This window comes from Candidatus Microthrix subdominans (assembly GCA_016719385.1).
Classification (GTDB): domain Bacteria; phylum Actinomycetota; class Acidimicrobiia; order Acidimicrobiales; family Microtrichaceae; genus Microthrix; species Microthrix subdominans.
In genome coordinates, this window is the sequence record JADJZA010000011.1 from 189,194 (window position 1) to 215,070 (window position 25,877).

Annotated in this window: 19 protein-coding genes and 3 rRNA genes; 15 read left to right on the top strand and 7 right to left on the bottom strand. The window is 66.3% G+C overall.

Annotated features, from left to right (window positions below; all coding sequences use genetic code 11):
* Nucleotides 1–55: 55 nt before the first annotated feature.
* Both argG and IPN02_19740 read right to left on the bottom strand, forming a co-directional pair.
* Entirely contained in the window at nucleotides 56–1,369 is a 1,314-nt protein-coding gene (argG, locus tag IPN02_19735) for an argininosuccinate synthase (GenBank protein ID MBK9299011.1), read from the bottom strand.
* 140 nt (nucleotides 1,370–1,509) lie between these two features.
* Complete coding sequence (locus tag IPN02_19740) at nucleotides 1,510–2,016, bottom strand: flavin reductase family protein (protein MBK9299012.1); 507 nt, start codon at nucleotides 2,014–2,016, stop codon at nucleotides 1,510–1,512.
* Between the two features lie 88 nt (nucleotides 2,017–2,104).
* On the opposite strand from IPN02_19740, the gene rimK reads away from it, so the two are divergent.
* From rimK to bfr, 4 genes are all read left to right on the top strand, one after another.
* The gene (gene rimK, locus IPN02_19745; GenBank protein MBK9299013.1) at nucleotides 2,105–3,016 is read left to right on the top strand and encodes a 30S ribosomal protein S6--L-glutamate ligase; all 912 of its coding nucleotides are present in this window, start codon (nucleotides 2,105–2,107) and stop codon (nucleotides 3,014–3,016) included.
* A 17-nt stretch (nucleotides 3,017–3,033) separates the two neighbouring features.
* Nucleotides 3,034–4,062: a succinylglutamate desuccinylase/aspartoacylase family protein gene (locus IPN02_19750; protein ID MBK9299014.1), complete on the top strand. Its 1,029-nt coding sequence runs from the start codon at nucleotides 3,034–3,036 to the stop codon at nucleotides 4,060–4,062.
* A gap of 113 nt (nucleotides 4,063–4,175) precedes the next feature.
* Complete coding sequence (locus IPN02_19755) at nucleotides 4,176–4,400, top strand: (2Fe-2S)-binding protein (protein MBK9299015.1); 225 nt, start codon at nucleotides 4,176–4,178, stop codon at nucleotides 4,398–4,400.
* Nucleotides 4,397–4,867 (top strand): bacterioferritin, encoded by a 471-nt coding sequence (gene bfr, locus IPN02_19760; protein MBK9299016.1) that lies wholly within the window; start codon nucleotides 4,397–4,399, stop codon nucleotides 4,865–4,867. The genes IPN02_19755 and bfr overlap by 4 nt, the downstream gene beginning before the upstream one ends.
* 68 nt (nucleotides 4,868–4,935) lie before the next feature.
* Here the strand turns inward: bfr and mgtE are convergent, their stop codons facing one another.
* From mgtE to IPN02_19775, 3 genes are all read right to left on the bottom strand, one after another.
* Complete coding sequence (gene mgtE, locus IPN02_19765; GenBank protein MBK9299017.1) at nucleotides 4,936–6,267, bottom strand: magnesium transporter; 1,332 nt, start codon at nucleotides 6,265–6,267, stop codon at nucleotides 4,936–4,938.
* Between the two features lie 129 nt (nucleotides 6,268–6,396).
* Nucleotides 6,397–7,605, bottom strand: a complete 1,209-nt coding sequence (gene glsA / locus IPN02_19770; GenBank protein ID MBK9299018.1) for a glutaminase A — start codon at nucleotides 7,603–7,605, stop codon at nucleotides 6,397–6,399.
* A gap of 225 nt (nucleotides 7,606–7,830) precedes the next feature.
* Nucleotides 7,831–8,781, bottom strand: a complete 951-nt coding sequence (locus tag IPN02_19775) for a ribonuclease Z (protein ID MBK9299019.1) — start codon at nucleotides 8,779–8,781, stop codon at nucleotides 7,831–7,833.
* Nucleotides 8,782–8,920: 139 nt separating this feature from the next.
* On the opposite strand from IPN02_19775, the gene argH reads away from it, so the two are divergent.
* Nucleotides 8,921–10,411: an argininosuccinate lyase gene (argH, locus tag IPN02_19780; GenBank protein MBK9299020.1), complete on the top strand. Its 1,491-nt coding sequence runs from the start codon at nucleotides 8,921–8,923 to the stop codon at nucleotides 10,409–10,411.
* A 32-nt stretch (nucleotides 10,412–10,443) separates the two neighbouring features.
* A complete protein-coding gene (locus tag IPN02_19785) occupies nucleotides 10,444–11,031 on the top strand; it encodes a DNA-3-methyladenine glycosylase (protein ID MBK9299021.1) in 588 nt (195 codons plus the stop codon).
* Nucleotides 11,032–11,080: 49 nt separating this feature from the next.
* Here IPN02_19785 and IPN02_19790 read toward each other — a convergent pair whose 3' ends face one another.
* Nucleotides 11,081–11,659, bottom strand: a complete 579-nt coding sequence (locus tag IPN02_19790; protein MBK9299022.1) for a hypothetical protein — start codon at nucleotides 11,657–11,659, stop codon at nucleotides 11,081–11,083.
* A 53-nt stretch (nucleotides 11,660–11,712) separates the two neighbouring features.
* Nucleotides 11,713–14,151, bottom strand: coding sequence for a transglycosylase domain-containing protein (locus tag IPN02_19795; GenBank protein MBK9299023.1), 2,439 nt, complete (start codon nucleotides 14,149–14,151; stop codon nucleotides 11,713–11,715).
* A 197-nt stretch (nucleotides 14,152–14,348) separates the two neighbouring features.
* Here IPN02_19795 and IPN02_19800 point away from each other — a divergent pair, with 197 nt between their 5' ends.
* From IPN02_19800 to IPN02_19840, 9 genes are all read left to right on the top strand, one after another.
* Nucleotides 14,349–15,671, top strand: a complete 1,323-nt coding sequence (locus tag IPN02_19800) for a tyrosine--tRNA ligase (GenBank protein ID MBK9299024.1) — start codon at nucleotides 14,349–14,351, stop codon at nucleotides 15,669–15,671.
* Between the two features lie 538 nt (nucleotides 15,672–16,209).
* Nucleotides 16,210–17,732: ribosomal RNA gene (locus IPN02_19805) — 16S ribosomal RNA — on the top strand.
* 239 nt (nucleotides 17,733–17,971) lie between these two features.
* Nucleotides 17,972–21,035, top strand: a 23S ribosomal RNA gene (locus IPN02_19810).
* A gap of 60 nt (nucleotides 21,036–21,095) precedes the next feature.
* Nucleotides 21,096–21,212, top strand: a 5S ribosomal RNA gene (gene rrf, locus IPN02_19815).
* Together the 16S, 23S and 5S rRNA genes form the textbook arrangement of a ribosomal RNA operon.
* Before the next feature lie 647 nt (nucleotides 21,213–21,859).
* Nucleotides 21,860–22,480: a tetratricopeptide repeat protein gene (locus tag IPN02_19820; GenBank protein ID MBK9299025.1), complete on the top strand. Its 621-nt coding sequence runs from the start codon at nucleotides 21,860–21,862 to the stop codon at nucleotides 22,478–22,480.
* 57 nt (nucleotides 22,481–22,537) lie between these two features.
* Entirely contained in the window at nucleotides 22,538–23,593 is a 1,056-nt protein-coding gene (locus tag IPN02_19825) for a class I fructose-bisphosphate aldolase (protein MBK9299026.1), read from the top strand.
* A 7-nt stretch (nucleotides 23,594–23,600) separates the two neighbouring features.
* Nucleotides 23,601–24,065 carry a hypothetical protein gene (locus IPN02_19830; protein MBK9299027.1) on the top strand — a complete coding sequence of 155 codons (465 nt, stop codon included), beginning with the start codon at nucleotides 23,601–23,603 and terminating at the stop codon, nucleotides 24,063–24,065.
* A gap of 34 nt (nucleotides 24,066–24,099) precedes the next feature.
* Complete coding sequence (locus IPN02_19835) at nucleotides 24,100–24,927, top strand: TlyA family RNA methyltransferase (protein MBK9299028.1); 828 nt, start codon at nucleotides 24,100–24,102, stop codon at nucleotides 24,925–24,927.
* Complete coding sequence (locus IPN02_19840; protein MBK9299029.1) at nucleotides 24,920–25,801, top strand: NAD(+)/NADH kinase; 882 nt, start codon at nucleotides 24,920–24,922, stop codon at nucleotides 25,799–25,801. Before IPN02_19835 ends, IPN02_19840 begins: the two co-directional genes overlap by 8 nt.
* The last annotated feature ends 76 nt before the right edge of the window (nucleotides 25,802–25,877 follow it).

Sequence of the window (25,877 nt, forward strand, 5' to 3'; positions counted from 1 at the left end):
TCGTGCTGGTTGCGGTTGCGGTTGCGGTTGCAGTTGGTGTTGCGGTCGTGACCGGTTACTCGCCCGGCTCCAGGGCGGGGGAGACATCGCCCTTGCCCAGGGTGCCGATGCGGCGGTAGGCGTCCAGCTTGGAGCGGGTGTCGGCGATGTCGAGGTTGCGCATGGTCAGCTGCCCGATCCGGTCGAGGGGGCCGAAGGCGGAGTCCTCGACGCGCTCCATCGACAGGCGGTCCTCCTCGTAGGTGAAGTTCTCGCCGGTCGTGTCGGTGATCGTGTAGTCGTCGCCGCGCCGCAGACGCACGGTGACCTCGCCGGTGACCGCCGAGCCCACCCAACGCATCAGCGGTTCGCGCAGCATCAGGCACTGCGGGTCGAACCAGCGGCCCTCGTAGAGCAGGCGCCCCAGGCGGCGGCCCATCGTGGCGTAGTTCTCCAGCGTGTTCTCGTTGTGGATGGCGCTCAACAGGCGCTCGTAGCCGATCTGCAACAACGCCATGCCCGGGCCCTCGTAGATGCCCCGCGACTTGGCCTCGATGATCCGGTTCTCGATCTGGTCGCTCATGCCCAGACCGTGGCGGCCGCCGATGGCGTTGGCCTCCATCACCAGCGCAACCGAGTCGGCGAACGTCGCACCGTTGAGGGTGGTCGGCCAGCCCTCCTCGAAGCCGATCGTGATGTCCTCGGTGGCGATGTCGACGTCCGGATCCCAATGGGCGACGCCCATGATCGGCGTGACGATTTCCATCGAGGTCGACAGGTCCTCGAGCGCCTTGGCCTCGTGGGTGGCGCCCCAGATGTTGGCGTCGGTCGAATACGCCTTCTCGGTCGGGTCGCGGTAGGGCAGGTTGTTGGCTTGGAGGAACTCGCTCATGCCCGCCCGCCCGCCGAGCTCGTCGACGAAGGTCGGATCGAGCCACGGCTTGTAAATGCGCAGCTCGGGATTGACCAGCAGGCCGTAGCGGTAGAACCGCTCGATGTCGTTGCCCTTGTAGGTGGAGCCGTCGCCCCAGATGTCGACCCCGTCCTCGTGCATCGCACGCACGAGCAGCGTGCCGGTGACCGCCCGGCCAAGCGGCGTGGAGTTGTAATAGGTCCGGCCGGCGGTGCGGATATGGAAGGCGCCGCACTGCAGGGCGATCAGCCCCTCGCGAACCAGCTCCGTGCGGCAGTCGATCAGCCGGGCCTCCTCGGCGCCGTACTCCTTGGCCCGAACCGGAACCGAGTCCAGGTCGGGCTCGTCGTACTGGCCGATGTCGGCGGTGTAGGCGTAAGGGATGGCGCCGCGCTCGCGCATCCAGGCGACGGCGGCCGACGTGTCGAGGCCGCCCGAGAACGCGATGCCCACCCGCTCGCCGACCGGCAGCTTCATCAACACCTTGGAGTTCGAGGCGGGGTCGGAGGCAGCTGCGCCGTCGGCTGAAGGATCGTCGGCGGAGGGTTCGGGGGGTGCTTGAGCCATCGGAGGAGTGTAGGCGTCCGGTATTTGCCGGTCGTTTCCCCCGGGCGGTGCTACTTGTGGCCGCCTCGGGGTACGCCGCCGTACTTCATACGGGTGTCGGCCAGGGATGCGGCCCGGGCGTCGTCGTCGTTGATCCCGGCGTCGACAAGCTCACCGGCGAACAGGGTGTGGGTGCCAAAGTCGATCGCCTGGCGTACCCGGCAGTCCAGCCAGGCGATCGCCTCGTCGAATATCGGCGCGCCGGTGGCCTGTGCCGTGACCGGCCGCCCGTTGAGCGCCCCATCGGCGTCGCTCGCCGGCTTGGAGAACTTCACGAACGGACGGGTGTTCTCGGCGTCCCACAGGTTGACGCTGAAGCAACCGCCCTCGCTGATCAACCGGTGGGTGATTGCGGTGTTGTCGACGCCGATGCCGATCATCACCGGCTCCATCGACAGCTGGGTGACCCAGCTGGTGGTCATCGCATTGCGCTCATCGCCCGAGCGGGAGCCGACGAGCACCAGGGCGTTGGGGATTTTCCACGTGACGCGGTTGATCAGCTCCGGGTCGAGGCTCATGTCGGCACCGTAGTTGGAACCGATAGGGTGCGCCGGGGCCCCACGATCTGGGGTGTGTCCCGCCCGTCAACGTGTTCAAGGCTCGTGTATGAAGATCGCCATCCTGTCGAGAAACTCCAACCTGTACTCGACGAACCGGCTGCGCGAGGCGGCGGTGGAGCGCGGCCACGACGCCAGGGTGGTCGACTACCTGCGCTGTTACATGAACATCACCGCCCATCGACCCCAGATCATCTATCAGGGGTCCGAGCTGGAGGGATTCGACGCCATCGTGCCCCGCATCGGGGCGAGCCACACGTTCTACGGCACGGCGGTTGTACGGCAGTTCGAGATGATGAAGGTGTTTTCGGTCAACGGCAGCCAGGCGATCAGCCGCAGCCGGGACAAGCTGCGGTCGCTGCAGCTGCTCAGCCAGGGTGGTATCGGGCTGCCGGTGACCGGCTTTGCCCACTCGACCAAGGACATCGACGGCCTGCTGGAGACGGTCGGCGGCGCACCGGTGGTCGTCAAGCTGCTCGAGGGTACCCAGGGCATGGGCGTGGTCCTGGCCGAGACCAAGAAGGCGGCCGAGTCGGTCATCGGGGCGTTCCGCCAGCTCGACGCCAACATCCTGGTCCAGGAGTACATCAAGGAGGCCAAGGGGGCCGACATCCGTGCCTTGGTGGTCGGCGGCCGGGTGATCGCCTCGATGCGCCGACAGGGGCCGCCGGGGGAGTTCAGATCCAACCTGCACCGGGGTGGCTCGGCCGAGGTGATCAAGCTGACGCCGGAGGAGCGATCGACCGCGTCGCGGGCCGCCAAGATCACCGGCCTGGCCGTCGCCGGCGTCGACCTGTTGCGGTCCAACCACGGCCCGGTGGTGATGGAGGTCAACTCGTCGCCGGGCCTGGAGGGCATCGAAAAGGCGACCAGCATCGACGTGGCGGGCAAGATCATCGCCTACATCGAGAAGAACCAGCCGGCGGCCGCCACCAAGCGACCCCGTCGCTCGACGACCTGAGCGATCGGACCACGGCGATGGCGTCCCGCCAGCGAGCCCCCCGAAACTCACCGGTCGAGCTGGGCGGGGTCACGGTGCAGCCGGGGCGTCGCGCGTCGATCGAGCTGCCGGTCGCCCGCCTTCCGACCCGGTCGTGGATGTCGCTGCCGGTCGTCGTGCTGTGCGGATCCCGCCCCGGACCCACCGTGTGGGTGTCGGCCGCCGTCCACGGCGACGAGCTGCTGGGCGTGGAGATCATCCGCCAGGTGATGCGGGGGATCGACCCTCGGCGGCTGTCGGGCACCATCCTGGCCGTGCCGGTCGTCAACGTGCCCGGTTTCCTGGCCCAGAGCCGATACACCCCGGATCGGCGCGACCTCAACCGCTCGTTCCCCGGGTCGCCCCGAGGGTCGTTGGCCAGCCGCTTGGCGCACTTGTTCATGACCGAGATCGTCGCCCGTTGCGATGCCGGCCTCGACCTGCACACCGGTTCGAACCACCGGGAAAACCTGCCGCAGATCCGCTGCAACACCGACGATCCGACCACGTTGGCGATGGCCGAGGCGTTCGCCCCTCCGGTGATCGTGCACTCCAAGCTGCGGGCGGGGTCGCTGCGCGACGCCTGCGCCAAGCGCGGCCTTCCCGTGCTGTTGCTCGAAGCGGGAGAGGCGTTGCGCTACGCCGAGTACCCGATCGAGGTGGGCGTGGCCGGGGTGCGCCGCACGCTGGCCCACCTCGGCATGCTGCGCCCCACCCCCTCCCATGAACCCGCCCCGCCTCCACCCGGCCGGCCCGCCCCGGTGATCCGCTCGTCGACCTGGGTGCGTTCGCGCCGCTCGGGCCTGGTGCGCTTCGACGTCGACCTGGGAGCGAGCGTCACCGTCGGCGAGCGCATCGGCACGGTCGCCGACGCCCACGGCCACACCCGCTCGATCGTCAAGAGCCGGACCGACGGCCTGGTGATCGGCATCACCCGCAATCCGCTCGTCAACCAGGGCGATGCGCTGGTGCATCTTGGCGAGTTCGCCGACTCGGGACGCGGGATCGCCAGCGATCCCACCGCCTGACCGGGGCAGGGTCGCAGAACCAAACCCATTGCTCGAGTTAGGCGAGCCTCATATACTCAGTCAGGTCCCCTCCCGCAGGTGGGGGTACTCACCGACACGGGAGCAGCGAATCGATGGTCGTTTGTCATTGCCTGGCGCTGAACGATCGCACGATCAGAGAGCTGTGCACCGACGGCCCGGTCACGGTCGACGATGTCGTCGCCCAGTGCGGGGCCGGCGGCCGCTGCGGAGGGTGCCGACCGACGATCGAGGCACTGCTGGCCGAGCACCAGGGGTTGGCGACGCCGGTTGAACTGGTCGGGGCCGGTTCGGCCGCCCGTGTAGCGTCGGCCGCATGAAGGGCTCCCCGGCAATTATCGAGTTTCTCAACGAGGCGCTGACCGCCGAGCTGACCGCCATCAACCAGTACTTCGCACACGCCAAGCTGTGCGAGAACTGGGGCTGGGCCCGGCTGGGAGCCAAGTACCGCGAGGAGTCGATCGAGGAGATGCGCGACGCCGAGAAGCTGATGGAGCGCATCCTCCTGCTCGACGGCATGCCAAACCTGCAGCGCCTGGGCAGCGTCCGGGTGGGGGAGACCCCCGCCGAGCAGTTCGAGCTCGACAAGGCGCTCGAGGAGAACGCGGTCGCCATGTACCGCCGCGGTTCCGCCCTTGCGGCGACGGAGGGTGACCCCGGCACACGGGAGCTGCTCGATCAGCTGGTGCTCGGCGAGGAGGAGCACCTCGACTGGATCGAGACCCAGCTGCACGCCATCGGTGACATCGGCATCGAGCGCTACCTGCAGTCCCAGCTCGACGCCTGACCGGCCCGGGTCACGCGGCCCCCACCGTTGGCGGACCGTCATCTCGACGACCGCGGACGACCGTCACCTCATACGGACAGGATCAGGTGGGCGTAGCCGAAGTAGATCAGCAGGCCGGAGGCGTCGACCAGCGTGGTGATCAGCGGGGCCGACACGACAGCGGGATCGATGTTCATCCGCCTGGCGAAGAAGGGCAGGGCAGCGCCGGCCATCGTGGCCCACACGCAGATCGTCACCAGGGTGAGGGCGACGACCAGCGCCAGGTCCGCCTCCCAGATCAGCGCAACGGGCACGAACACTGCCGAGCCCAGCATCAGCCCGAGCATGAACCCGACGCGTGCCTCGCGCCACACGACCCGGCGGAGGTCCTCGGGACGAACCTCGTCGACCGCGAGCGCCCGCACCATCGACGTCGAGGCCTGGGAACCACAGTTGCCGCCGGTGTCGATCAGCAGCGGGATGAATAGGGCGAGCGCAACCACGCGGGCGAGCGAGTCCTCGAAGATCTGCAACACGTTGACGGTCAGCGCCGCCGCCACGATGAGCACGAGCAGCCAGAGCGCCCGGGTGCGGGCGAGACCGAACACCGACATGGCCAGGTACGGCTCGCGGGCCGGGCTGCGCCCGCCCTGGAGCGCCATGTCCTCGCTCTCCTCCTCCTCGAGCACGGCCATGGCGTCGTCGACGGTCAGCACGCCCACCAGGCGCTCTTCGGCGTCGACCACCGGCAGTGCGATCAGGCCCTCGTTGCTGACCAGGCGGGCGGCCACCTCCTGGTCGGTATGGGTGGAGACGTAGCGCACGTCGGTGTTCATCAGGTCGGCGACCAGCGACTCGCGGTCGGCGATCACCAGGGCGCGCAGGCCGGTGACGCCGATCAGGTGACGTTCGTCGTCGAGCACGGGCAGGGCGTAGATCGTCTCGGCGTCGAGGCCGTCGCGGCGGATCTTGGCCAGCGCCTCGCCGACGGTCATCGATTCGCGCAGCGAGATGAACTCGGGGCTCATCAGCCGTCCGGCTGAGTCCTCGGGGTAGCCGAGCAGGGTGGAGGTGAGGGCGAGCTCGCCCGGGCTCAGGGAGGCGAGCAGCCGGTTGGCCACCTTGGCCGGCACCTCGTCGAGCAGGCGCACCCGGTCGTCGGGGTCGAGCTCCTCGATCAGGTGGACCACCCGGTCGGCGCGCAGACCGCGGAGCAGCCGCTGCTGGTAGGTCGGTTCGAGGATCTCGAAAACCTGGGCGGCACGGTCGCGGTCGAGCAGACGGAAGACGACGCCCATGGCCTCATCGTCGAGCCGGACCAGTTCGGCAACGATGTCGCGGGCACCCATCGATGCCAGCGAATCGCTCAGCGCCTGGGTGTCCGACGAACGGACGAGGGTTGCGATCGGTTCGGGTCCCATCGCTGTACCCTCCCCGACGTCGACGGGGCCGGTCGAATCATGCGGCCGGGCCCTTCGGTTCGTCGTGGTGGGTTTCGGGGGTCGACCAAGTGACAGCCGGCCCGTCTCGCCGACGCCCTGGGGGTCGGATCAGGGTGCCCCGTTGTCGCCGTCCGGGCTGAGCAGGCAGGCGGAGTCGAGCAGCTGGAACTCCCAGCCGTAGCGTCTCAGGTCGTCGGCGGTCGCGGTCAGCAGTCGGCCGGCGATCGGGCGAGCCCGGGTGACGGCCGACAGGTCCACACGCACCGTGCCCGGCTCGGCAAGCTCTGAGTGGTCGAGCAGGTGGTGCACTAGTTGCGCGGTCGACACGAAGTCGAGCTCGCCACGCACGGCGACCGTGTGCACTCCGTCGTCGTCGCTGGTCGACACGATCGGGGAGAGGGGCGAGCGGGGATGACCGAGCAGGTGCATGTCGAAGTAGTCCGACAGCTCGGCGAGCGCCTCGACGCCGCGCACGCTGTTGCCCCGGGCATCGAGGGGTGCGCTGTGGACGCCGATGCCGAACTGGCCCGGCAGGATGGCGACGATGCCGCCGCCGACCCCGCTCTTGGCGGGCAGGCCCACCCGGATCATCCATTCGCCCGAATAGTCGTACATGCCGCAGCTGGCCATCATCGACAGCGTGTGGCGGGCGGCGAGTTCGCTGACCACCCGATCGCCGGTGACCGGGTTGATGCCGCCGTGGGCCAGGGTGGCCCCCATCACGGCGAGGTCCTCGACGCTCACCTTCAGCGAGCACTGCTGGAAGTAGACCTCCATCGCGTCGGCGACCGACCCGTCGAGTCGGCCGGCCGCCAGCGCCAGGTAACCGAGCGCCCGGTTGCGGTCGCCGGTGGCGGCCTCCGACGACAACACCGCCTCGTCGAGTTCGAGGTCCCGCCCGGCGAAGGCCGACATCGCCTCACGCATTCGCCGCACCTGACGATCGACGTCGATGCCTGGGACCATCGAGCTGATGACGATCGCCCCGGCGTTGATCATTGCGTTGTCCGGTCGACCGGTGTCGGGCTCGAGGCTGATGGCGTTGAACGGCTCGCCGCTGGGCTCGAATCCGACGTTGCGGGCGACCTCCTCCAGTCCCAGCTCGTCGATCACCATCGCATAGACGAACGGCTTGGAGATCGATTGGATCGTGAACGTGTTCTCGTCGCCCGCCCGGTAGCTGCGGCCGAGCACGCTGGTCATGGCGATGCCGAAGCGGTCGGGGTCGACGTGGGCGAGCTCCGGGATGTAGTCGGCCAGCCGACCGCCGTGTTGGCGGCTGGCCCGGATCAGCAGGTCGGCCAGACCGGCGCTGATGTGGTCGGTGCGGCCGGTCGCGTGTGGGCCGGTTGGGTTGGGTGTGGCCCGGACGGTCGGCGGAGGGTTGGGCGTCGAAGGCGGAGGCACGGCGGCGACCCTACCGGTGCCCGGCGGGCGATCCGGTTGCACCAGCAACGTCGAGCGACCACACGACCGGCCGGGCCCGGAGCTCCCCGTCGACGGCACGCGTCGAGGGTCCGGCCGGGTTCGTGATGCCCGGCCTCAGCCCGGCTGCGGCACGTTGTTCCAGACAAGTTCCTGGGCCAGTTCGGTGGCCGGGAAAACGCTCTGGGCCTCTTCGAGCAACCCGTCGGTTGAGTCGTAGCGCATCGAAAAGTGGGTGAGCAGCAGCGCCGTGGCGCCGGCGTCGCTGGCGACCCCGGCGGCCTCGGACGCGGTGGCGTGGCCGTGACGGTCGGCCAGGTTGGCATCGGCCTGGGCGAACGTGGCCTCGTGGACCAATAGCCCGACGCCGGTGGCCAACGCTCGTGCTCCGTCGCAGGGTCGTGTGTCGTAGGCGAAGGCCGCCGACGCCCCCGCTGTGGTCGGCCCGGTCACCTCCGAGGGCTCGACGGTCCGCCCGCTGGGTGTGATGACCGCTTCGCCGCGTTGAAGCGCTCCGAGGAGCGGACCGCGGGGCACGCCCAGTTCTGCCAGGCGATCGAGGTCGAGGTTGCCCGGAGCGTCGGAGGCGTCGAAGCGAAACCCGATCGTCGGCACGCGGTGATCGAGGGGGGCGATCGCCACGCCGAGATGATCGATCGGGGCGAGGCGCGTCACGTCTGTGTCGGGGAGCCCGGCCGGGTCGAACTCCTCGATGTCGAGCGGGATGGCGATCCGCAGGGCCGGTGTCGCCGCCAGCGCGTCGAGCAGATCGCTGAGTCCGGTCGGGCCGATCAGGCGAAGCGGACGCTGGCGGTCGTCCATGCCCATCGTTGCCAACAGGCCCGGCAGGCCGAGCACGTGGTCGCCGTGCAGGTGCGTGCAGCAGATGGCGTCGAGCGACGTCGGGGACACCCCGACGGACAGCAACCGGTTCTGAGCGGCCTCGCCGCAGTCGATGAGCACCCGAACGGCCGACTCGGTCGGCGCCGGCACCTCGAGCAGCGTCGAGGAGGTGAAGCGGTCCCGGGTGGGCCGACCCGCTGCGGTGCCGAGGGGAAGGAGACGCACGGGTCCAATCTAGGGCGACCCCGGCTGGAAGCGGTCCAGCGTGCGCGAGGTGCCGGCAGCATCGGGCGTGGGTGCGGCCACCGTGCGGGTGAGGCCCGCCGCGTAGCCTGGCCGCTTCCAATCCCGACCGAGGAGCCCCATGGCCGCCGACCCCCACGCGAACCTCAACGACGACAGCGAGACCGTCGACCCGGCACCGGCCGACCGGCCGACCGCCGAGGGTGGGATCGCCGGCGGTGGGGCCCTGTGGCACGGCAGGTTCGGGTCCGGGCCTGCCGAGTCGCTGATGGCCTACACCGAGAGCATCAGCTTCGACCGACGCCTGCTCTTCGACGACGTGACCGCCTCCCAGGCCCACGTGCGTGGGCTGGCCCGGGGCGGGCTGCTCGACGCCGACGAGGAGCGGGCGGTGCTCGAGGCGCTCGAGGCGGTCGCCGCCGAGGAGCGGGCCGGCCGACTGGTGGCCCACGCCGACGACGAGGACATCCATACGCTGATCGAGCGGAGGGTGACCGAGCTGGCGGGCCCGGCGGGCGCCAAGCTGCACACCGGCCGCAGCCGCAACGACCAGGTGGCCACCGCCTTCCGCCTGTGGAGCCGCCGGGCGATGGCCCAGCTGGCGGGCGGTCTGGCCGAGTTGGCCAAGGTGCTGACCGTCCGGGCCAACGAGGCCGGCGCCGGCCCCGACGCCCCCTCGATCCCCGGCTACACCCACCTCCAGCGGGCCCAGCCGGTGCTGCTCGCCCACCACCTCGCCGCTCATGCCTGGGCGCTGCTGCGCGACGCCGACCGCATCGCCGACTGGATGGACCGCACCGACTGGAGCCCGCTCGGGGCGGGCGCCCTGGCCGGGTCGTCCCTGCCGCTCGATCCGGCCGGCACGGCCAAGGAGCTCGGCCTGTCCCGACCCTTCGAGAACTCCCTCGATGCCACCTCCGACCGTGATTGGGTGGCGGAGGCGACCTTTATCGTGGCGATGGCCGGCGTGCACCTGTCCCGCATGGGGGAGGAGGTGGTGTTGTGGTCCTCCGACGAGTTCGGCTTTGCCACCCTCGACGACGCCTACGCCACCGGTTCGTCGATGCTGCCCCAGAAGAAGAACCCCGACATCGCCGAGTTGGCCCGGGGCAAGGCGGGCCGGCTGATCGGCAACCATGCCGGGTTGCTCGCCACGTTGAAGGGCCTGCCGATGGCCTACAACCGGGACCTCCAGGAGGACAAGGAGCCGCTGTTCGACGGGGTCGACCAGCTGGGTCGGGCTCTCTCGGCGATGGCCGGCCTGTACGCCACGCTGCGCTTCAACACCGAGGCGATGGCGGCTGCGGCCGACAGCCCGGGGGCGGTGGCGACCGACCTGGCCGAGCTGCTGGTCGAATCGGGCATGCCCTTCCGCGAGGCCCACGCCGTGGTGGGGGCGCTGGTGCGGCGCTCGCTGACCGAGGGGGCGAGCCTCGCCGACCTGGTGCGTGCCGAACCGCGCCTGGGGCCGGACGCGGTCGCCTTGTTCGAGCCCGGTGCGTCGGTGGCCAACCGCACCACCCCCGGTGGGGCGGGCCATGCGCCGGTGGCGGCCCAGCTGAGGTCGCTGACCGCTGCGGTCGACGCCGCCGCCGAGCGTTGGGCCAACTAGCCCCGGGGGGCCAGCTCCCACTCGTCGTTCGGGTGGCGCAGGCGCTGATCGGCTGGCGATTGGCGAGCACCGTGGGGATCGACGGCGGCGATCCGCTGATCGGTCGCATCGTCGAGACCGAGGCCTACGGCGGCGGCGATGACCCCGCCTCCCACGCCCACCGGGGGCCGACGCCCCGCAACCGGGTCATGTTCGGTCCCGCCGGGCGGCTCTACGTCTACCGCTCCTACGGCATCCACTGGTGCGCCAACGTCGCCGTCGGTCCGGAGGGCACAGGCTCGGCGGTACTCGTGCGGGCGGTCGAGCTGGCAGGTCCCGACCCGGATGCGTTGGCGCGCTCGTTGATCGAGTCCCGTCGTCCCAAGGCCCGCCGACAGGTCGACTGGAGCAATGGCCCCGGCAAGCTGGCCGCCGCTCTGGGGATCACCGGCGAACACGACGGCCTCGACGTGTTCGATCCGAGGTCGCCCATCCGCCTGCTGGCTCCAACGCAGCAGGAGCGCCCGGCACGGTTGCTGGCGACACCTCGCATCGGCATCACCCGGGCGGTGGAGCGCCGCTGGCGTTTCGTCGACGCCGACTCCCGGTGGCGGGGGCCGATCCCTCAGGCGTCCTCATGAGGTGCGTCCCGTCATCCCCGGCGTCGCAACCGGGCGGCCTCAGCTCCGCTCAGATGTCGCCGGGGGTGCCGCACTCCTCCATGTTGTTCACCCTGGCGAAGCGGTCGATGTAGCGGCTGACCTGCTTCTTGTCCCGCAACGACTCGGTGAACTGGGAGTCCTTACGACCACTCTCGAGCACGTCGACGAAGCGCTGCCGGTCCTCGATATGACGGTCCCAGTCGCCGAGCCAGGCAGTGACCAACGATGCCTCGGTCGGGTCGGGGGGCGGCTCGAGCGCAGCGAGTTCGTCGGTCATGTCGGTCAGGATGTCGATCGAATCCTCGACCGAAGCGGCGCGGTCCTGGGGTGTCTTGGCATCGGAGGCTGCCGGCAACGTGTCGAATTCGTCCCGCCACTTGGTGCAGACGGCGTTGGCCTGTTTGGTCCACTGCGTGTCGCTGAGCTGGTCGACCGAGTCGGTCGATCCCCACCCGTTGAAGGCCGCAACCCACATCAACACGATGGCGAGCACCCCGAGGGTGGCGAGCGCCATGCCGATGCGCCTCCTGACGAGTGCTCCTCCGGCCAGCGGGGCGTCCGGTGATTCGTCGGCGGGGTCGTTCGGGTCGGTTTCGGGCGGGGTCACGGCGCCAGCCTGCCACTAGCGGCGCGGTGGGGACAGTTCGCCTGGCACGACGCTCAGCCCCCGGCGGGGGCGAGGCCGGCCGAGTCGTTGCCGGTCGGGGGCTGTTCGGTTGACGCGGCGGGCTCGACCCTGATCTCGACGGTCCGGTCCTCCGGCGGCGCAGCGCCGGGGCCGGGCGTCTGGCTCCAGACCGTTCCGGGGCCGACCGCTGCTCCGGTGGCGTCCACCGTGCCCGCCGGGGCGGCGGTGGCGGCTTCGGCCACCTCGAACCCGGCCTGCTTGAGCAACTGCTTGGCATCGGTGGCGCTCAGGCCGAGCAGCGAGGGGACCGCCTGGGTGCCGGGCGCCGCCTCGATCGACACCTCGGCGCCCCGGGTCAGTGTCCGCCCGGGGAGCGGGCTCTGGTTGACGACCGCACCGGGTTGGTTTTGAGGATTCGGCAGCAGCTCACGGAAGGTGACGACCAGGCCGAGTTCCTCCAAGCGGGCCAGCGCATCGCGTTGGCCCCGGCCCCGCACATCGGGCATCTGGACGACGTCGGGCGGCTCCAGCGGTTCGAACTGGCGAACCTCGGGGATGGTCGGTTGCGGCTGCTGGGGGATCGGCTGGGTGAAGGGCGTCGGTGGGGTGAGCGCCAGTGCCTGCTTCATGAAGTCGGCCCAGATCTGTGCCGGTACCTTGCCGCCCTGCACCGACCCGAGGTCCTTGGGGCTGACCGGGCGGCCGTCCGGGCCCTTGATCGACTGGGAGTAGCCAACCCACACCGCCGTGGCCAGGTCGGGGGTGTAGCCGACGAACCAGGCGTCGGAGTTGGCCCCGCTCTTCAGCTCCACCGTGCCGGTCTTGCCCGCCTCGGGTCGTCCGATGTCGGCGTTGGTCTTGCCGGTGCCCTTGGTGATCACGCCGGTGAGGATGCGACTCTCCTCGAAGGCGACTTCCGGTTCGAGCACCTTCCTCTGGCGGTGCTGGTTCTGGTACATCACCGAACCGTCCGCCTTGGTGATGCGGGTGACGAGCACCGGATCGACTCGGATGCCCCGGTTGGCGAACGTCGAATAGGCCGAGGCCATCTCCATGACGGTCGAGTTGTAGGTGCCGAGGGTGATCGTGGCGTTGACGCTGCCGTCGCGCTCCTTGAGCTGGTTCTGCCCGATACCCAGGTCGTAGGCGGTCTCGCGGATCTTCTGGGGGCCAAGCACCCGGGAGGCCAGGTGGGCGAAGCAGGTGTTGGATGAGAAGGCTGCGCAGTCCTCGAGCGTCGCCGACCCGCCCAGCCCGCCGCCGCCCGACGGACACCAGTTGCCGAAACAGGTCTGGCTGGGGGAGGGGAACCGATCGCCGGCCTTGATGCCCTGCTTGAGAGCGGTGGCCAGCGTGATGCCTTTGAAGCTCGACCCGGTGGGCCGACCACCGCCGACCGCCAGGTTGACCTTGGCGTAGTCGGTGTCACCGAAGTAGTCCTTGCCACCCACCATCGCCTTGACGTACCCGGAGCGGGGCTCGATCGTGACCAGCGCGGCATCGGGGTCGTGGGAGCCATCGTTTGGATCACCCTCGAAACCCGGGTTGGGCAGCCGGCCGGCGATCGCCGCTTCGGCCTGGGCCTGCGTGTTGAGGTCGAGGGTGGTGTAGATGCGCAGTCCGCCGCCGTAGAGCAGTTCGGCGCGTTCGGCCCGGGTGGTCCCAAACTCCGGGTTGTCGAGAAACCACTCCCTCACTTCGGAGACGAAGTGCCCGGCGGGGAAGGCGGCCTGGCCCGGCGAGGTGCCCTTGGGGATCACGCCGAGGGGGGAGGACTTGGCGGTCTTTGCCGTCTCGGGGTTGATGTAGCCCTCGGAGAGCAGCTCACCGAGCACCACGTTGCGTCGCTTGGTTGCATCTTCGGGGCGCTTGTAGGGGTCGTGCATCGTCGGGGACTGAACGATACCGGCGAGCATCGCCGATTGGGCCAGGTCGAGGCCGTTGGCCGACTTCCCGAAGTAGGTGTTGGCCGCCGCTTCGATGCCGCTGGCGCCGTTGCCGAAGTACACCGTGTTCAGGTACAGCTCCAGGATCCGCTCCTTGGAGTAGGTGCGCTCGATCTCGATCGCCAGCGATGCCTCCTCCAGCTTGCGGCTGAGGGTCTCCTCGTCACCGAGCAGTGCGTTCTTTACGTACTGCTGGGTGATCGTCGAGCCGCCCTGGGACACCCCGCCGGCCTCGTTGTTCTCCTTGACCGCACGAGCGATCGCCCGGGGGTCGACCCCGTTGTGCTCCCAAAAGCGCCGGTCTTCGATCGACACGATGGCGTTCTGCATGTTGGTCGACACCTGATCGAGCGGAACGCTGATGCGGTTCTGGTCGGCTTGGAGGGTGGTGATGCGCGTGCCGTTGGCGTCGAAGACCGCCGAGGTCTCGGCGGTGTCGGGCAGTGGGATGGGGAGGGCGCGCTTCTCGGTCGTGCACGAAGCGAGCGATCCGGCAACGACGACAAGGACTGCAAGGATGGTCAAGGGGCGGCGCATTGCTCCCTATTGTGGCGGGGGCGGCACCCGATGGGTGTGCACCCCGGCTACAGGCGCACTGTTCACAGGTGCCATCGGTCAATTGGGCCAGGTCCCAACGGCGGGTTCACCCAGGTCGCTCCGCCTCGTTCACCCGGGTCGCTACGCTCGGCTGCATGACTGTGGACGCCCCCGGCACCGACCCGATGTCCCAACCGGTGGGCGATGCGCCGGCGTCCGGTGGGAGTTTTCGGTCGCCGTTGCTCACCGACCTGCACGCCCGGGGGCTGATCGCCGACAGCACCGACCTCGACTCACTGGATCGCCGGCTGAGCGAAGGCCCCATCACCCTGTACTGCGGGTTCGATCCGACAGCGGACTCGCTGCATGCGGGACACCTGCAGCAGCTGATGACGCTCGCCCGCTTCGCACGTGCCGGCCATCGCGCGCTCGTGCTCGTCGGCGGGGCGACCGGCCGCATCGGTGATCCTTCTGGACGGGACACGGAGCGGCCCCTGCTCGACGACGACACCCTCGACGCCAACGTGGCGGCCATTCGGGCGCAGGCCAGCAAGTTTGTCGACGTCACCGAACCGGGAACGATGGTCAACAACCTCGACTGGAGCGCAGGGCTGGACCTGCTCGGCTTCCTTCGCGATGTGGGCAAGCACGTCACCGTTTCCTCGATGCTGGCCCGCGACTCGGTCAGGTCTCGGATGGACCGCAGCGAGGGCATCTCCTTCACCGAGTTCTCCTACCAACTGCTTCAGGCCAACGACTTCCTCACCTTGTATAGGTCCGAGGACTGTGAGCTCCAGGTGGCCGGCACCGATCAGTGGGGCAATATCACCGCCGGTATCGACCTCGTCCGCAGGGTGGAGGGTGCCTCACTGCACGGCCTGACAACCCCACTGATCGTGCGATCCGACGGCAAGAAGTTCGGGAAGTCGGTTGGGGGTGCGATCTGGCTGTCGGCCGAGCAGACCAGCCCCTATGCGTTCTACCAATACTGGATGCAGATTCCCGACGACGACGTCGAGGCGCTGCTGCTCCGGCTGACATGGCTCGACATCGAGGTCATCGACGCCATCGTCTCCGAGCACTTCGCGCAACCGCACCGTCGGGAGGGCCAACGCCGGCTGGCCCACGAGCTGACCTCGCTGGTCCACGACGAGCAGGCGGCCCGATCCGCTGCCATCGCCAGCGAGGTGCTCTTCGGTGGTGATCCGGCTGGGCTGGATCGCGACACCCTGGGGATGCTGGCGGTCGAACTGGAGACCACCAACGTGACGGTCGACGAGTTGGCCGACGGCCTCGACGCGGCCGACACCTTCGTCCGTGCAGGTCTGGCCCGTTCCAAAGGGGAGGTTCGCAAGAACGCCTCCGGGTTTCGGGTCAACGGACAGCCGTGTGACCTGGCCGAACCCCTTGACCGCCACGCCCTACTCGATGGGGCGGCCATCCTGCTGAGCCACGGAAAGCGACAACATCGCCTGGTGGTCCTCCGGGACGGGATCACTGTCGGCTAGCGGGTGTGGCCCATCCGGGTCGAGACACCAGGGTCGCTGTGACGGACGGCTCGTCAACTCGATTGGCGGAGGAGGCGAGGGCTGTCTAGGTTCTCCCCTCGTTGCCCCGGCAACACGGACTAGCCCTCCAAGGCAGGCACTCGGAGAAACTTCCGAAAAACCTGCGAAACGACTTGACAGGGCGAGAGACAGTCCGTAAGTTAAGCAGTCGCTTGAAGCACAGCTTCGAACGGCAAACGGATCAACGGTCCCCATCAGGTCTCCCTCCAAGGATTCCGGGATGCGCATCCGAGCAGCAACCAAGGGTTGCAGCGCTCTTTGACAACGGAATAGAGGACGCAGCGAGTGCGGGCCAAGTGCATCGACTTTGTCGATCTGCTTGGACCAATCAATTGAAGTTAGTAATACCAGCAATATGGACCGATCCCGTCTCACGGGATCGTGACGTACTGTTCCAGTTGGCAAAGGGACAACTCCCAATGCCGGCTCTTCTGATCGTCAGCTCGGTCCCCCTTTGGGGGTGTTGGGCTGTCAATCTTCGACGGAGAGTTTGATCCTGGCTCAGGACGAACGCTGGCGGCATGCCTAATACATGCAAGTCGAACGCGACCAGCCGGTGCTTGCACTGGCGAAGTCGAGTGGCGAACGGGTGAGTAACACGTGAGAAACCTACCCTGGAGTGGGGAATAACTCGAAGAAATTCGAGCTAATACCGCATACCTTCTTACCGCCGAATGGTGGTTTGAAGAAAGATTTATCGCTCTGGGAGGGTCTCGCGGCCTATCAGCTAGTTGGTGAGGTAACGGCTCACCAAGGCATCGACGGGTAGCTGGTCTGAGAGGACGATCAGCCACACTGGAACTGAGACACGGTCCAGACTCCTACGGGAGGCAGCAGTAGGGAATCTTGCGCAATGGGCGAAAGCCTGACGCAGCAATGCCGCGTGCGGGACGAAGGCCCTAGGGTCGTAAACCGCTTTCAGTAGGGACGAAAATGACGGTACCTGCAGAAGAAGCTCCGGCCAACTACGTGCCAGCAGCCGCGGTGATACGTAGGGAGCAAGCGTTGTCCGGAATTACTGGGCGTAAAGGGCTCGTAGGTGGTTGAGTAAGTCAGATGTGAAATCTCAGGGCCCAACCCTGAGCGTGCATTTGATACTGCTCTGACTAGAGTCCGGTAGGGGAGTGCGGAATTCCTGGTGTAGCGGTGAAATGCGCAGATATCAGGAGGAACACCGACGGCGAAGGCAGCACTCTGGGCCGGTACTGACACTGAGGAGCGAAAGCATGGGTAGCAAACAGGATTAGATACCCTGGTAGTCCATGCCGTAAACGTTGGGCACTAGGTGTGGGGAGAACTCAACTCTCTCCGCGCCGTAGCTAACGCATTAAGTGCCCCGCCTGGGGAGTACGGCCGCAAGGCTAAAACTCAAAGGAATTGACGGGGGCCCGCACAAGCGGCGGAGCATGTTGCTTAATTCGAGGCAACGCGAAGAACCTTACCTGGGTTGAACTACGTGGGAAAAGCCGCAGAGATGCGGTGTCCTTCGGGGTCCACGATAGGTGGTGCATGGCTGTCGTCAGCTCGTGTCGTGAGATGTTGGGTTAAGTCCCGCAACGAGCGCAACCCTTGTCCTATGTTGCCAGCGGGTAAAGCCGGGGACTCGTAGGAGACTGCCGGGGTCAACTCGGAGGAAGGTGGGGACGACGTCAAGTCATCATGCCCCTTATGTCCAGGGCTGCAAACATGCTACAATGGCCGGTACAACGGGCAGCTAAACCGCGAGGTCAAGCGAATCCCACAAAGCCGGTCTCAGTTCGGATTGAAGTCTGCAACTCGACTTCATGAAGCTGGAGTCGCTAGTAATCCCGGATCAGCAACGCCGGGGTGAATACGTTCCCGGGCCTTGTACACACCGCCCGTCACACGCCGAAAGTCGGCAACACCCGAAGTCAGTGGCCCAACCCCTAGGGGAGGGAGCTGCCGAAGGTGGGGCTGGCGATTGGGGTGAAGTCGTAACAAGGTAGCCGTACCGGAAGGTGCGGCTGGATCACCTCCTTTCTAAGGAGTTCCTTTCCTCTTAACTCGGTCGAATGACCGGGATGAGATTGGAACAACTAGTTGAGGCACTCGTTGGTGCCGACCCCTCGGGGTTGGCCACCGTTCTCTATTCCGTTGTGAGGGAGCGCCCGGACCATTGTGGTCCGGTCTTCCCCTCGTATAGCGCACCCATTCATTGGGTGCGCTATCGGTCGTTCCTTGAGAATTTCATTGCGAGCACGAGCATCTTTGTGAGAAATATTCAAGTTATGAAGGGCCAACGGTGAATGCCTTGGCGTCTGCTGCCGATGAAGGACGTGGGAGGCTGCGAAAAGCCACGGGGAAGTGCCGACCAACTGTCGATCCGTGGATGTCCGAATGGGGAAACCCAGCACCTGTAATGGGGTGTTACTCCGCCCTGAATTCATAGGGGCGGTAGAGGGAACTGCGTGAACTGAAACATCTCAGTAACGCGAGGAACGAAAAGCAAAAGCGACTCCCTGAGTAGCGGCGAGCGAAATGGGATCAGCCTAAACCGTACTGGTGTTAAAGCCCGATGGCGTTGCCAGTATGGGGTTGTGGGAACTAACAGAGGAGTCATCGGACCCTCAAGGAGTTACAAAGCTGCTGGCTAGTGGAAGCGTCCTGCGAACGGCGCGCCGTAGAGGGTAAGAGCCCCGTACACGAAAGTCATCAGCCTCCTGTTGTGTCTCCCGAGTAACGCCGGATCCGGGAAAGCCGGCGTGAATCTGCGAGGACCACCTCGTAAGGCTAAGTACATGCAGACGACCGATAGTGAACTAGTACCGTGAGGGAAAGGTGAAAAGTACCCCGGGAGGGGAGTGAAATAGTACCTGAAACCGTTGGTCTACAAACAGTCAAAGCAGCTTTAGGGCTGCGATGGCGTGCCTTTTGAAGAATGAGCCAACGAGTTACGGTGTGTGGCAAGGTTAACCCGATGAGGGGAAGCCGGAGCGAAAGCGAGTCTGAATAGGGCGTTCAGTCGCATGCCGTAGACCCGAAGCCGAGTGAGCTATCCATGGGCAGTGTGAAGCGGAGGTAAGACTCTGTGGAGGCGCGAACCGACTTCAGTTGAAAATGGAGCGGATGACCTGTGGATAGGGGTGAAAGGCCAATCAAACTCGGTGATAGCTGGTTCTCCGCGAAATGCATTTAGGTGCAGCGTCGTGCGTTCAACGATGGGGGTAGAGCACTGAATGGGCTAGGGGTCCTACAAGACTACCGACCCCAATCAAACTCCGAATACCATCGTTCCAGAGCACGGCAGTGAGACCTCGGGGGATGAGCTTCGAGGTCGAGAGGGAAACAGCCCAGACCGCCAGCTAAGGTCCCAAAATCTGAACTAAGTGGTAAACGATGTGAGATTGCGAAAACAGCCAGGAGGTTGGCTTGGAAGCAGCCATCCTTTAAAGAGTGCGTAACAGCTCACTGGTCGAGTGATCTTGCGCGGACAATGTAACGGGGCTCAAGTTCAGTACCGAAGCTGCGGATGCGACTCTTTGAGTCGCGTGGTAGCGGAGCGTCGAGCGCGCAGCGAAGCGGCGGGATAACCCAGCCGTGGAGTGCGTTCGAGTGAGAATGTTGGCATGAGTAGCGAAAGAGGGGTGAGAACCCCCTCCGCCGTATGTCCAAGGGTTCCTGGGCGAGGCCAATCCTCCCAGGGTGAGTCGGGAGCTAAGGCGAGGCCGAAAGGCGTAGTCGATGCACAACTGGTTGATATTCCAGTACCACCATGTTCGCGACCGTTCCAATACTTTGTTGCTAAGGGGCTGTGTTGACTTCGGTCAACACGAACCGACCCACATTGTTGCGGAAAGCTATAGGGGGACGCAGGAAGGTAGATGAACCCGGTGAATGGTAGAACCGGGGTAAGCGTGTAGGAGGAGGACCAGGCAAATCCGGGCCTCACATACTCTGAGACGTGATACCGAGCCGCTTCAGGCGAAGTCATTAATCCTATGCTGCCTAGAAAAGCCCAGTAGCGAGTTGACATGGTGCCCGTACCCCAAACCAACACAGGTGGACAGGTAGAGCATACCAAGGCGAGTGGGATAACTATGGTTAAGGAACTCGGCAAATTTCCTCCGTAACTTCGGGATAAGGAGGACCCCAGTAGCGTGACGAGACTTGCTCTCCGAGCGTGAAGGGGTGGCACAAAATTGAGGGAAGCGACTGTTTACCAAAAACACAGCAGCGTGCTAAGCCGTAAGGCGCTGTATACGCTGTGACTCCTGCCCGGTGCTGGAAGGTTACGGGGATGGGTTAGTCCTTCGGGACGAAGCTCTGAACCTAAGCCCCAGTAAACGGCGGCCGTAACTATAACGGTCCTAAGGTAGCGAAATTCCTTGTCGGGTAAGTTCCGACCTGCACGAATGGAGTAACGACTTCCCTACTGTCTCAACCATAGACCCAGCGAAATTGAAGTACGAGTAAAGATGCTCGTTAGCTGCAGAAGGACGGAAAGACCCCGTGGACCTTTACTATAACTTGATGTTGTGTTTTGTCATATGTTGTGTAGGATAGGTGGGAGACAAGGAAGCATGGACGCTAGTCTGTGTGGAGTCATCGTTGAAATACCACCCTGCATATGGTGAGGCTCTAACCTAGACCCGTTATCCGGGTTGGGGACAGCGTCAGGCGGGTAGTTTAACTGGGGCGGTTGCCTCCTAAAGAGTAACGGAGGCGCCCAAAGGTTCCCTCAGCCTGGTTGGCAATCAGGCGTCGAGTGCAATGGCAAAAGGGAGCTTGACTGCGAGACCTACAAGTCGAGCAGGAGCGAAAGCTGGGCATAGTGATCCGGCGGTTGCGTGTGGAAGCGCCGTCGCTCAACGGATAAAAGGTACCCCGGGGATAACAGGCTAATCTTGCCCAAGCGTCCATAGCGACGGCAAGGTTTGGCACCTCGATGTCGGCTCATCGCATCCTGGGGCTGAAGCAGGTCCCAAGGGTTGGGCTGTTCGCCCATTAAAGCGGTACGCGAGCTGGGTTCAGAACGTCGTGAGACAGTTCGGTCCCTATCCTCTGTAGCCGTAGGTGAATTGAGGAAAGCTGTCCCTAGTACGAGAGGACCGGGACGGACGCAGCTCTCGTGTGCCAGTTGTCCTGCCAAGGGCATGGCTGGTTAGCGACCTGCGGAAAGGATAACCGCTGAAAGCATCTAAGCGGGAAGCCTCTTCCAAGATGAATTCACCCACAGGGTTAACCTGGTAAGGCCCGTGGTAGACCACCACGTTGATAGGCCGGAAGTGTAAGCGTGGCAACACGTTCAGCTGACCGGTACTAATCGGCCGAGGGCTTGAATTCACACAAGCTCGTGCTCGCAATGAAGTTCTACAAGGACGATCGTCCATACGAGGCCTAGGTCTCGGTGGCCATAGCGGAGGGGCTCCACCCGTTCCCATCCCGAACACGGAAGTTAAGCCCTCCAGCGCCGATGGTACTTGGGACGAGAGTCCCTGGGAGAGTAGGTCGCCGCCGGTTTCGAACGAGCGAGGGGAGCCATTGGCTCCCCTCGTTTCGCGTCCGGGCACAATTGCTGACAGGCTCCTTCTAGCGGCGTCCGTCCGGAGTGGCGGCCATGCGTGATCAGTCGACCGTTCAGGAGAGAGCAAATGGAATCCAGGGGCGACCGAGGTCGGAACCAGCCGGGGAGTCGAGGTCCTGCACGACGGGACGGTGGCGCGCGTGGAGGCGTTTCTCGTGGGCAGAGTTCCTCCCGTGGCTCGAGTGCCGGCCGTGATGCGCCTGCTTCCGACCGACGCAGCTCCGACGGACGCAGCTCTGATGCACGTCCCGGTTCCGACCGGCGTAGCTCGGATGGGCGCTCTGGTTCAGACCGTGGGCGCTCCCGCGGCCCTGACGAGCGTGGATCGCGCTCCGGTGGGCGCGACCAGCGCGGCTCCCGCCCGGGAGGACGTGACGGGCGGGGGTCGGGTTCTGGGCGCCGCACGGCCTATACGGGGCGCGGGGCCGCGCCAAGGCCCGGCTACATCCCCAATAGCGGGATCGAGGAAGCCCCGGAACGCGACGAATGGGTCGATGACGGCCCGGTTTCCAGCGGCTCGGGTCAGCGACGGCCCGACCGTCCACGACGCTCCGCCCGAGGCGAGGCCGCCCGGTCGGCACGGTTGACGATTGCACCTGAGGCCTTCGGCCAAGCGGTCAGCCCCCGCCGAGCGGAACGCTTAGCCCGCCGGGTGGGCGACGCAGCCGTGGCCTTCGAGGCGGACCGCTTTGAGGAAGCCAGGTCGATCCTGGGACCGATTGCTCGGGAGGCTCCCGACACCCCCGAGGTGCGGGAGCTGCTGGGCCTGACCTACTACCGGCTGGGCCGCTGGCGCGACTCGGTGCGTGAGCTCGAGGCCTTTGGATCGCTGACGGCGAGCAACGAGCAGTACCCGGTGCTCGCCGACTCCTATCGGGCGCTCGGCCGGCACTCACGGGTGGACGAGTTGTGGCTGGAGCTGCGCGAGCAGTCACCGTCGGCCGAGCTGGTCAACGAGGGTCGCATCGTGGCCGCCGGTTCCTTGGCCGACCAGGGCCGGTTGGCCGACGCCATCCGCCTCCTGGAAAAGGGCTGGAAGGCACCAAAACGGCCCAAGGACGTCCACCTCCGCCGGGCCTATGCGTTGGCCGATCTGCTCGAGCGGGCCGGATCGGTGCCCCGTGCACGGCAGCTGTTTGCTTGGCTGTCCAACGTCGCACCGGGCTTCGCCGATGTGGACGCCCGCCTGAGCGCGCTGGGGTGAACGTGCCTCCGCAGTGCCGGTCTTCTACGCTTGGCGGTTCGCGGACAAGGAGTTGATGTGGTCGATATTTCAAAGTTGTTGGGCGACGATGCCGAGGCGCTGCTGGGGTACGAGGCCTCGGGGATCCCGAGTGATCGCCTGACGTTGCCCGGTTCCGACTTCATCGAGCGAACGATGATGACGTCCAACCGGTCGCCGCAGGTCCTGCGCAGCCTGGCGAGCCTCTACAACCACGGGCGACTCGGGGGCACGGGCTACGTGTCGATCCTTCCGGTCGACCAGGGCATCGAGCACACCGGGGCAGCCAGCTTTGCTCCCAACATCGACTACTTCGACCCGCTGAAGATCGTCGATCTGGCGATCGAAGGCGGTTGCAACGCGGTGGCGACGACCTTCGGCGTGCTGGGCATGGCCAGCCGGACCCACGCCCACCGGATCCCCTTCATTGTCAAGCTCAATCACAACGAGCTGTTGACCTATCCGAACACGTTCGACCAGATCATGTTCGGATCGGTCCAGGAGGCGTACGACCTCGGCGCCGCCGGCGTGGGTGCGACGATCTACTTTGGTTCCGAGGAGTCGGACCGCCAGATCCAGGAGGTGTCGGCGGCGTTCGAGGAAGCCCATCAGCTGGGCATGTTCACCGTGCTGTGGTGCTATCTGCGCAACAACGACTTCAAGGTCGACGGCGTTGACTACCACGCAGCGGCCGACCTGACCGGGCAAGCCAACCACATCGGCGTCACGATCGGTGCCGACATCATCAAGCAGAAGCTCCCCGAGAACAACGGCGGCTTCAACCAGATCAAGGGGCTCGGCAAGACGCACGCGCTGGTCTACGACGAGCTGACCACCGATCACCCGATCGACCTGTGCCGCTGGCAGGTGGCCAACTGCTACATGGGGCGCATCGGCCTGATCAACTCCGGTGGTGCCAGCTCGGGTTCGACCGACCTGGCCGATGCCGTCCGCACCGCCGTGATCAACAAGCGGGCCGGTGGTACCGGCCTGATCTCGGGCCGCAAGGCGTTCCAGCGCCCCCTGGCCGAGGGCGTGGAGTTGCTCAACGCCATCCAAGACGTATACCTCGACGAGACGATCACGGTGGCATGATATGACGATGAACGATGACCGATTGGCCAAGCTGAACGACGCCGCCCAGAAGGCTGCCGAAACGCTCCGCGATTACCTGGAGCAGGTGACCGAGGCGCTTCGCAAGACTCCCGATCGCATCAGCGACCGTGCGCTCGAGGCAGCCAACGAGGTGGTGGAGAGCATCCAGCCGATGGCCGAGTCGCTCCGGCCCTTCCTGGAACGGGTTCCGATGGTCGGGGACTTGGTCGCCGAGCCGCTCGAAGGGGCGGACAGCTCCGCGGCCAAGAAGGGTTCTTCGAAGAAGAAGGCCCCGGCCAAGAAGGCTCCGGCGAAGAAGGCTCCGGCGAAGAAGAAGGCTCCGGCGAAGAAGGCTCCGGCGAAGAAGAAGGCTCCGGCGAAGAAGGCTCCGGCGAAAAAGGCTCCGGCGAAGAAGGCTCCGGCCAAGAAGGCTCCGACAACGCCCACCCCGTCGAGCACGCCCGACGCGTAGCTGCGTTGCGGCCGGTCGAGCCGGTACTCGGCAGATGAGACGCCGTCTGGACCGGTCGATGGTGCGTCGCGGGCTGGCGGCCGATGTCGACTCGGCGTCCGAGCTGATCGCCGCCGGGCTGGTGCTGGTTGGAGGCGCACCGGCTCTGACCCCGCAACGGCTGACCGACGACGGCGAGCCGGTTCGCCTCGTCGCCGACCGACGGTTTGTCGGACGTGGCGGTGACAAGCTGCGCCACGCCCTTGATGACTGGGCGTTCGACGTCGAGGGCACACGCGCCCTCGATGTCGGATCGTCCACGGGAGGATTCACCGACTGCCTGCTCCAGAACGGAGCCGCAGCGGTCGTCGCCGTCGACGTGGGCACCCATCAGTTGCACGAGCGGCTGAGGAACGACCCTCGCGTCACGGTGCTCGAGCAGACCGACATCCGCTCGCTGGACCACGAAGCGGTCGCCGCTCCGTTCCCGATGGTGACCGTCGACGTCTCGTTCATCTCGGTGTGCTCGATCATCGAGTCGCTGGCGGCCCTGACCGCCCCCGACGGCGATCTGGTCGTCCTGGTCAAACCCCAGTTTGAGGTTGCGCGCAGCGATGCGTCCCGCGGTCGTGGGGTGATCAGGGATCCGCGTCTGTGGCGCTCGGCGCTCGGCGCGGTCGAACGCTCCGCCGAGGATCGCGGGCTGAGGGTTGTCGGGGCTACGGTCTCGGCCGTGAGAGGCGCACAGGGCAACACCGAGTTTTTCGTGCGCTTTCGCCACGACGGTTCCTCGGAGGTGCCCGCGCTTGGCGACGGGTGGATCGACACTCTGGTGACGTCGACCAAACCCACAGACGAGGACATCGGTGCCGCCGATGGCTGAGCAGCGAACGCTGAAGCGCATCGGGGTGGTCGTCCATCAGGATCGACCGCTTGCCGCCGAGCTGGCGGCACGGGTGATCGCCTGGTCCGAGGCGCTGGGGGCGACGGTCATGTTGACCGACGCGGATGCCCGGGCGGCCGGCGCCCCCTCGCTGGCGGTCGAGAGCGAGCAGTTGGTCACCGCCGACGTCGTCGTCGCCATCGGCGGCGATGGAACCGTGTTGCGAGCGGTCGGGATGGTGGCCGACGCCGGGGTTCCGTTGGTGGCCTTGAACGCCGGTCAGCTTGGATATCTGGCCGACGTCGCCCCCGAACGGGCGGAGTGGGCGCTCGACGAGTTGGCCGCCGGGAGGGGCCGCCTCGAGGAGCGCATGCGGGTGCAGGCGACGGTCACTCCGGCTGCGGGCGACCCACAGACGCCGATCTCGACCCGCACCGGCCTGAACGAGGTGGTGGTCGAGCGCTCGCTGACCGGGCACACCCTGCGACTGCGGGTGTACCTGGACGGCGAGTTCTTCACCTCCTATGTCACCGACGGGATGGTGGTGGCCACCCCGACCGGGTCGACCGCCTACGCCCTCTCAGTGCGCGGTCCGATCGTCGCCCCCACCCACCGGGCGTTGGTGATGGTGCCGGTGGCGCCCCACCTGTTGTTCGATCGGGCGATGGTGCTCGAGGCCTCGTCCACCGTGGAGCTCGAGGTGGTCGGTCACCGTTCTGCAGTCCTGTCGGTCGACGGCCAGTCCGGAACCGAAGTGGCACCAGGCGGCCGGGTGTGCTGCTCGATGGCGCCGGTCCCGGCCCGCTTCATCCGCTTCGAGCAGCTGCGCTTTCACGACGTCCTGAAGCGCAAGTTCTCCTTGGCCGACCGCTGAGCTACCCCCGGAACGCCCGACCGCGACGACGACGGTCCGGCTGCGCAGCCACCAGCCGTCGCCGGGCCCCATCGGG

Excerpts from the sequence above, each read along its gene's own strand:
- argG (MBK9299011.1), bottom strand. The coding sequence starts at position 1,369 with ATGAAGCTGCCGGTCGGCGAGCGGGTGGGCATCGCGTTCTCGGGCGGC.
- IPN02_19740 (MBK9299012.1), bottom strand. The coding sequence starts at position 2,016 with ATGAGCCTCGACCCGGAGCTGATCAACCGCGTCACGTGGAAAATCCCC.
- rimK (MBK9299013.1), top strand. The coding sequence starts at position 2,105 with ATGAAGATCGCCATCCTGTCGAGAAACTCCAACCTGTACTCGACGAAC.
- IPN02_19750 (MBK9299014.1), top strand. The coding sequence starts at position 3,034 with ATGGCGTCCCGCCAGCGAGCCCCCCGAAACTCACCGGTCGAGCTGGGC.
- IPN02_19755 (MBK9299015.1), top strand. The coding sequence starts at position 4,176 with ATGGTCGTTTGTCATTGCCTGGCGCTGAACGATCGCACGATCAGAGAG.
- bfr (MBK9299016.1), top strand. The coding sequence starts at position 4,397 with ATGAAGGGCTCCCCGGCAATTATCGAGTTTCTCAACGAGGCGCTGACC.
- mgtE (MBK9299017.1), bottom strand. The coding sequence starts at position 6,267 with ATGGGACCCGAACCGATCGCAACCCTCGTCCGTTCGTCGGACACCCAG.
- argH (MBK9299020.1), top strand. The coding sequence starts at position 8,921 with ATGGCCGCCGACCCCCACGCGAACCTCAACGACGACAGCGAGACCGTC.
- IPN02_19800 (MBK9299024.1), top strand. The coding sequence starts at position 14,349 with ATGTCCCAACCGGTGGGCGATGCGCCGGCGTCCGGTGGGAGTTTTCGG.
- IPN02_19830 (MBK9299027.1), top strand. The coding sequence starts at position 23,601 with ATGAACGATGACCGATTGGCCAAGCTGAACGACGCCGCCCAGAAGGCT.
- IPN02_19835 (MBK9299028.1), top strand. The coding sequence starts at position 24,100 with ATGAGACGCCGTCTGGACCGGTCGATGGTGCGTCGCGGGCTGGCGGCC.
- IPN02_19840 (MBK9299029.1), top strand. The coding sequence starts at position 24,920 with ATGGCTGAGCAGCGAACGCTGAAGCGCATCGGGGTGGTCGTCCATCAG.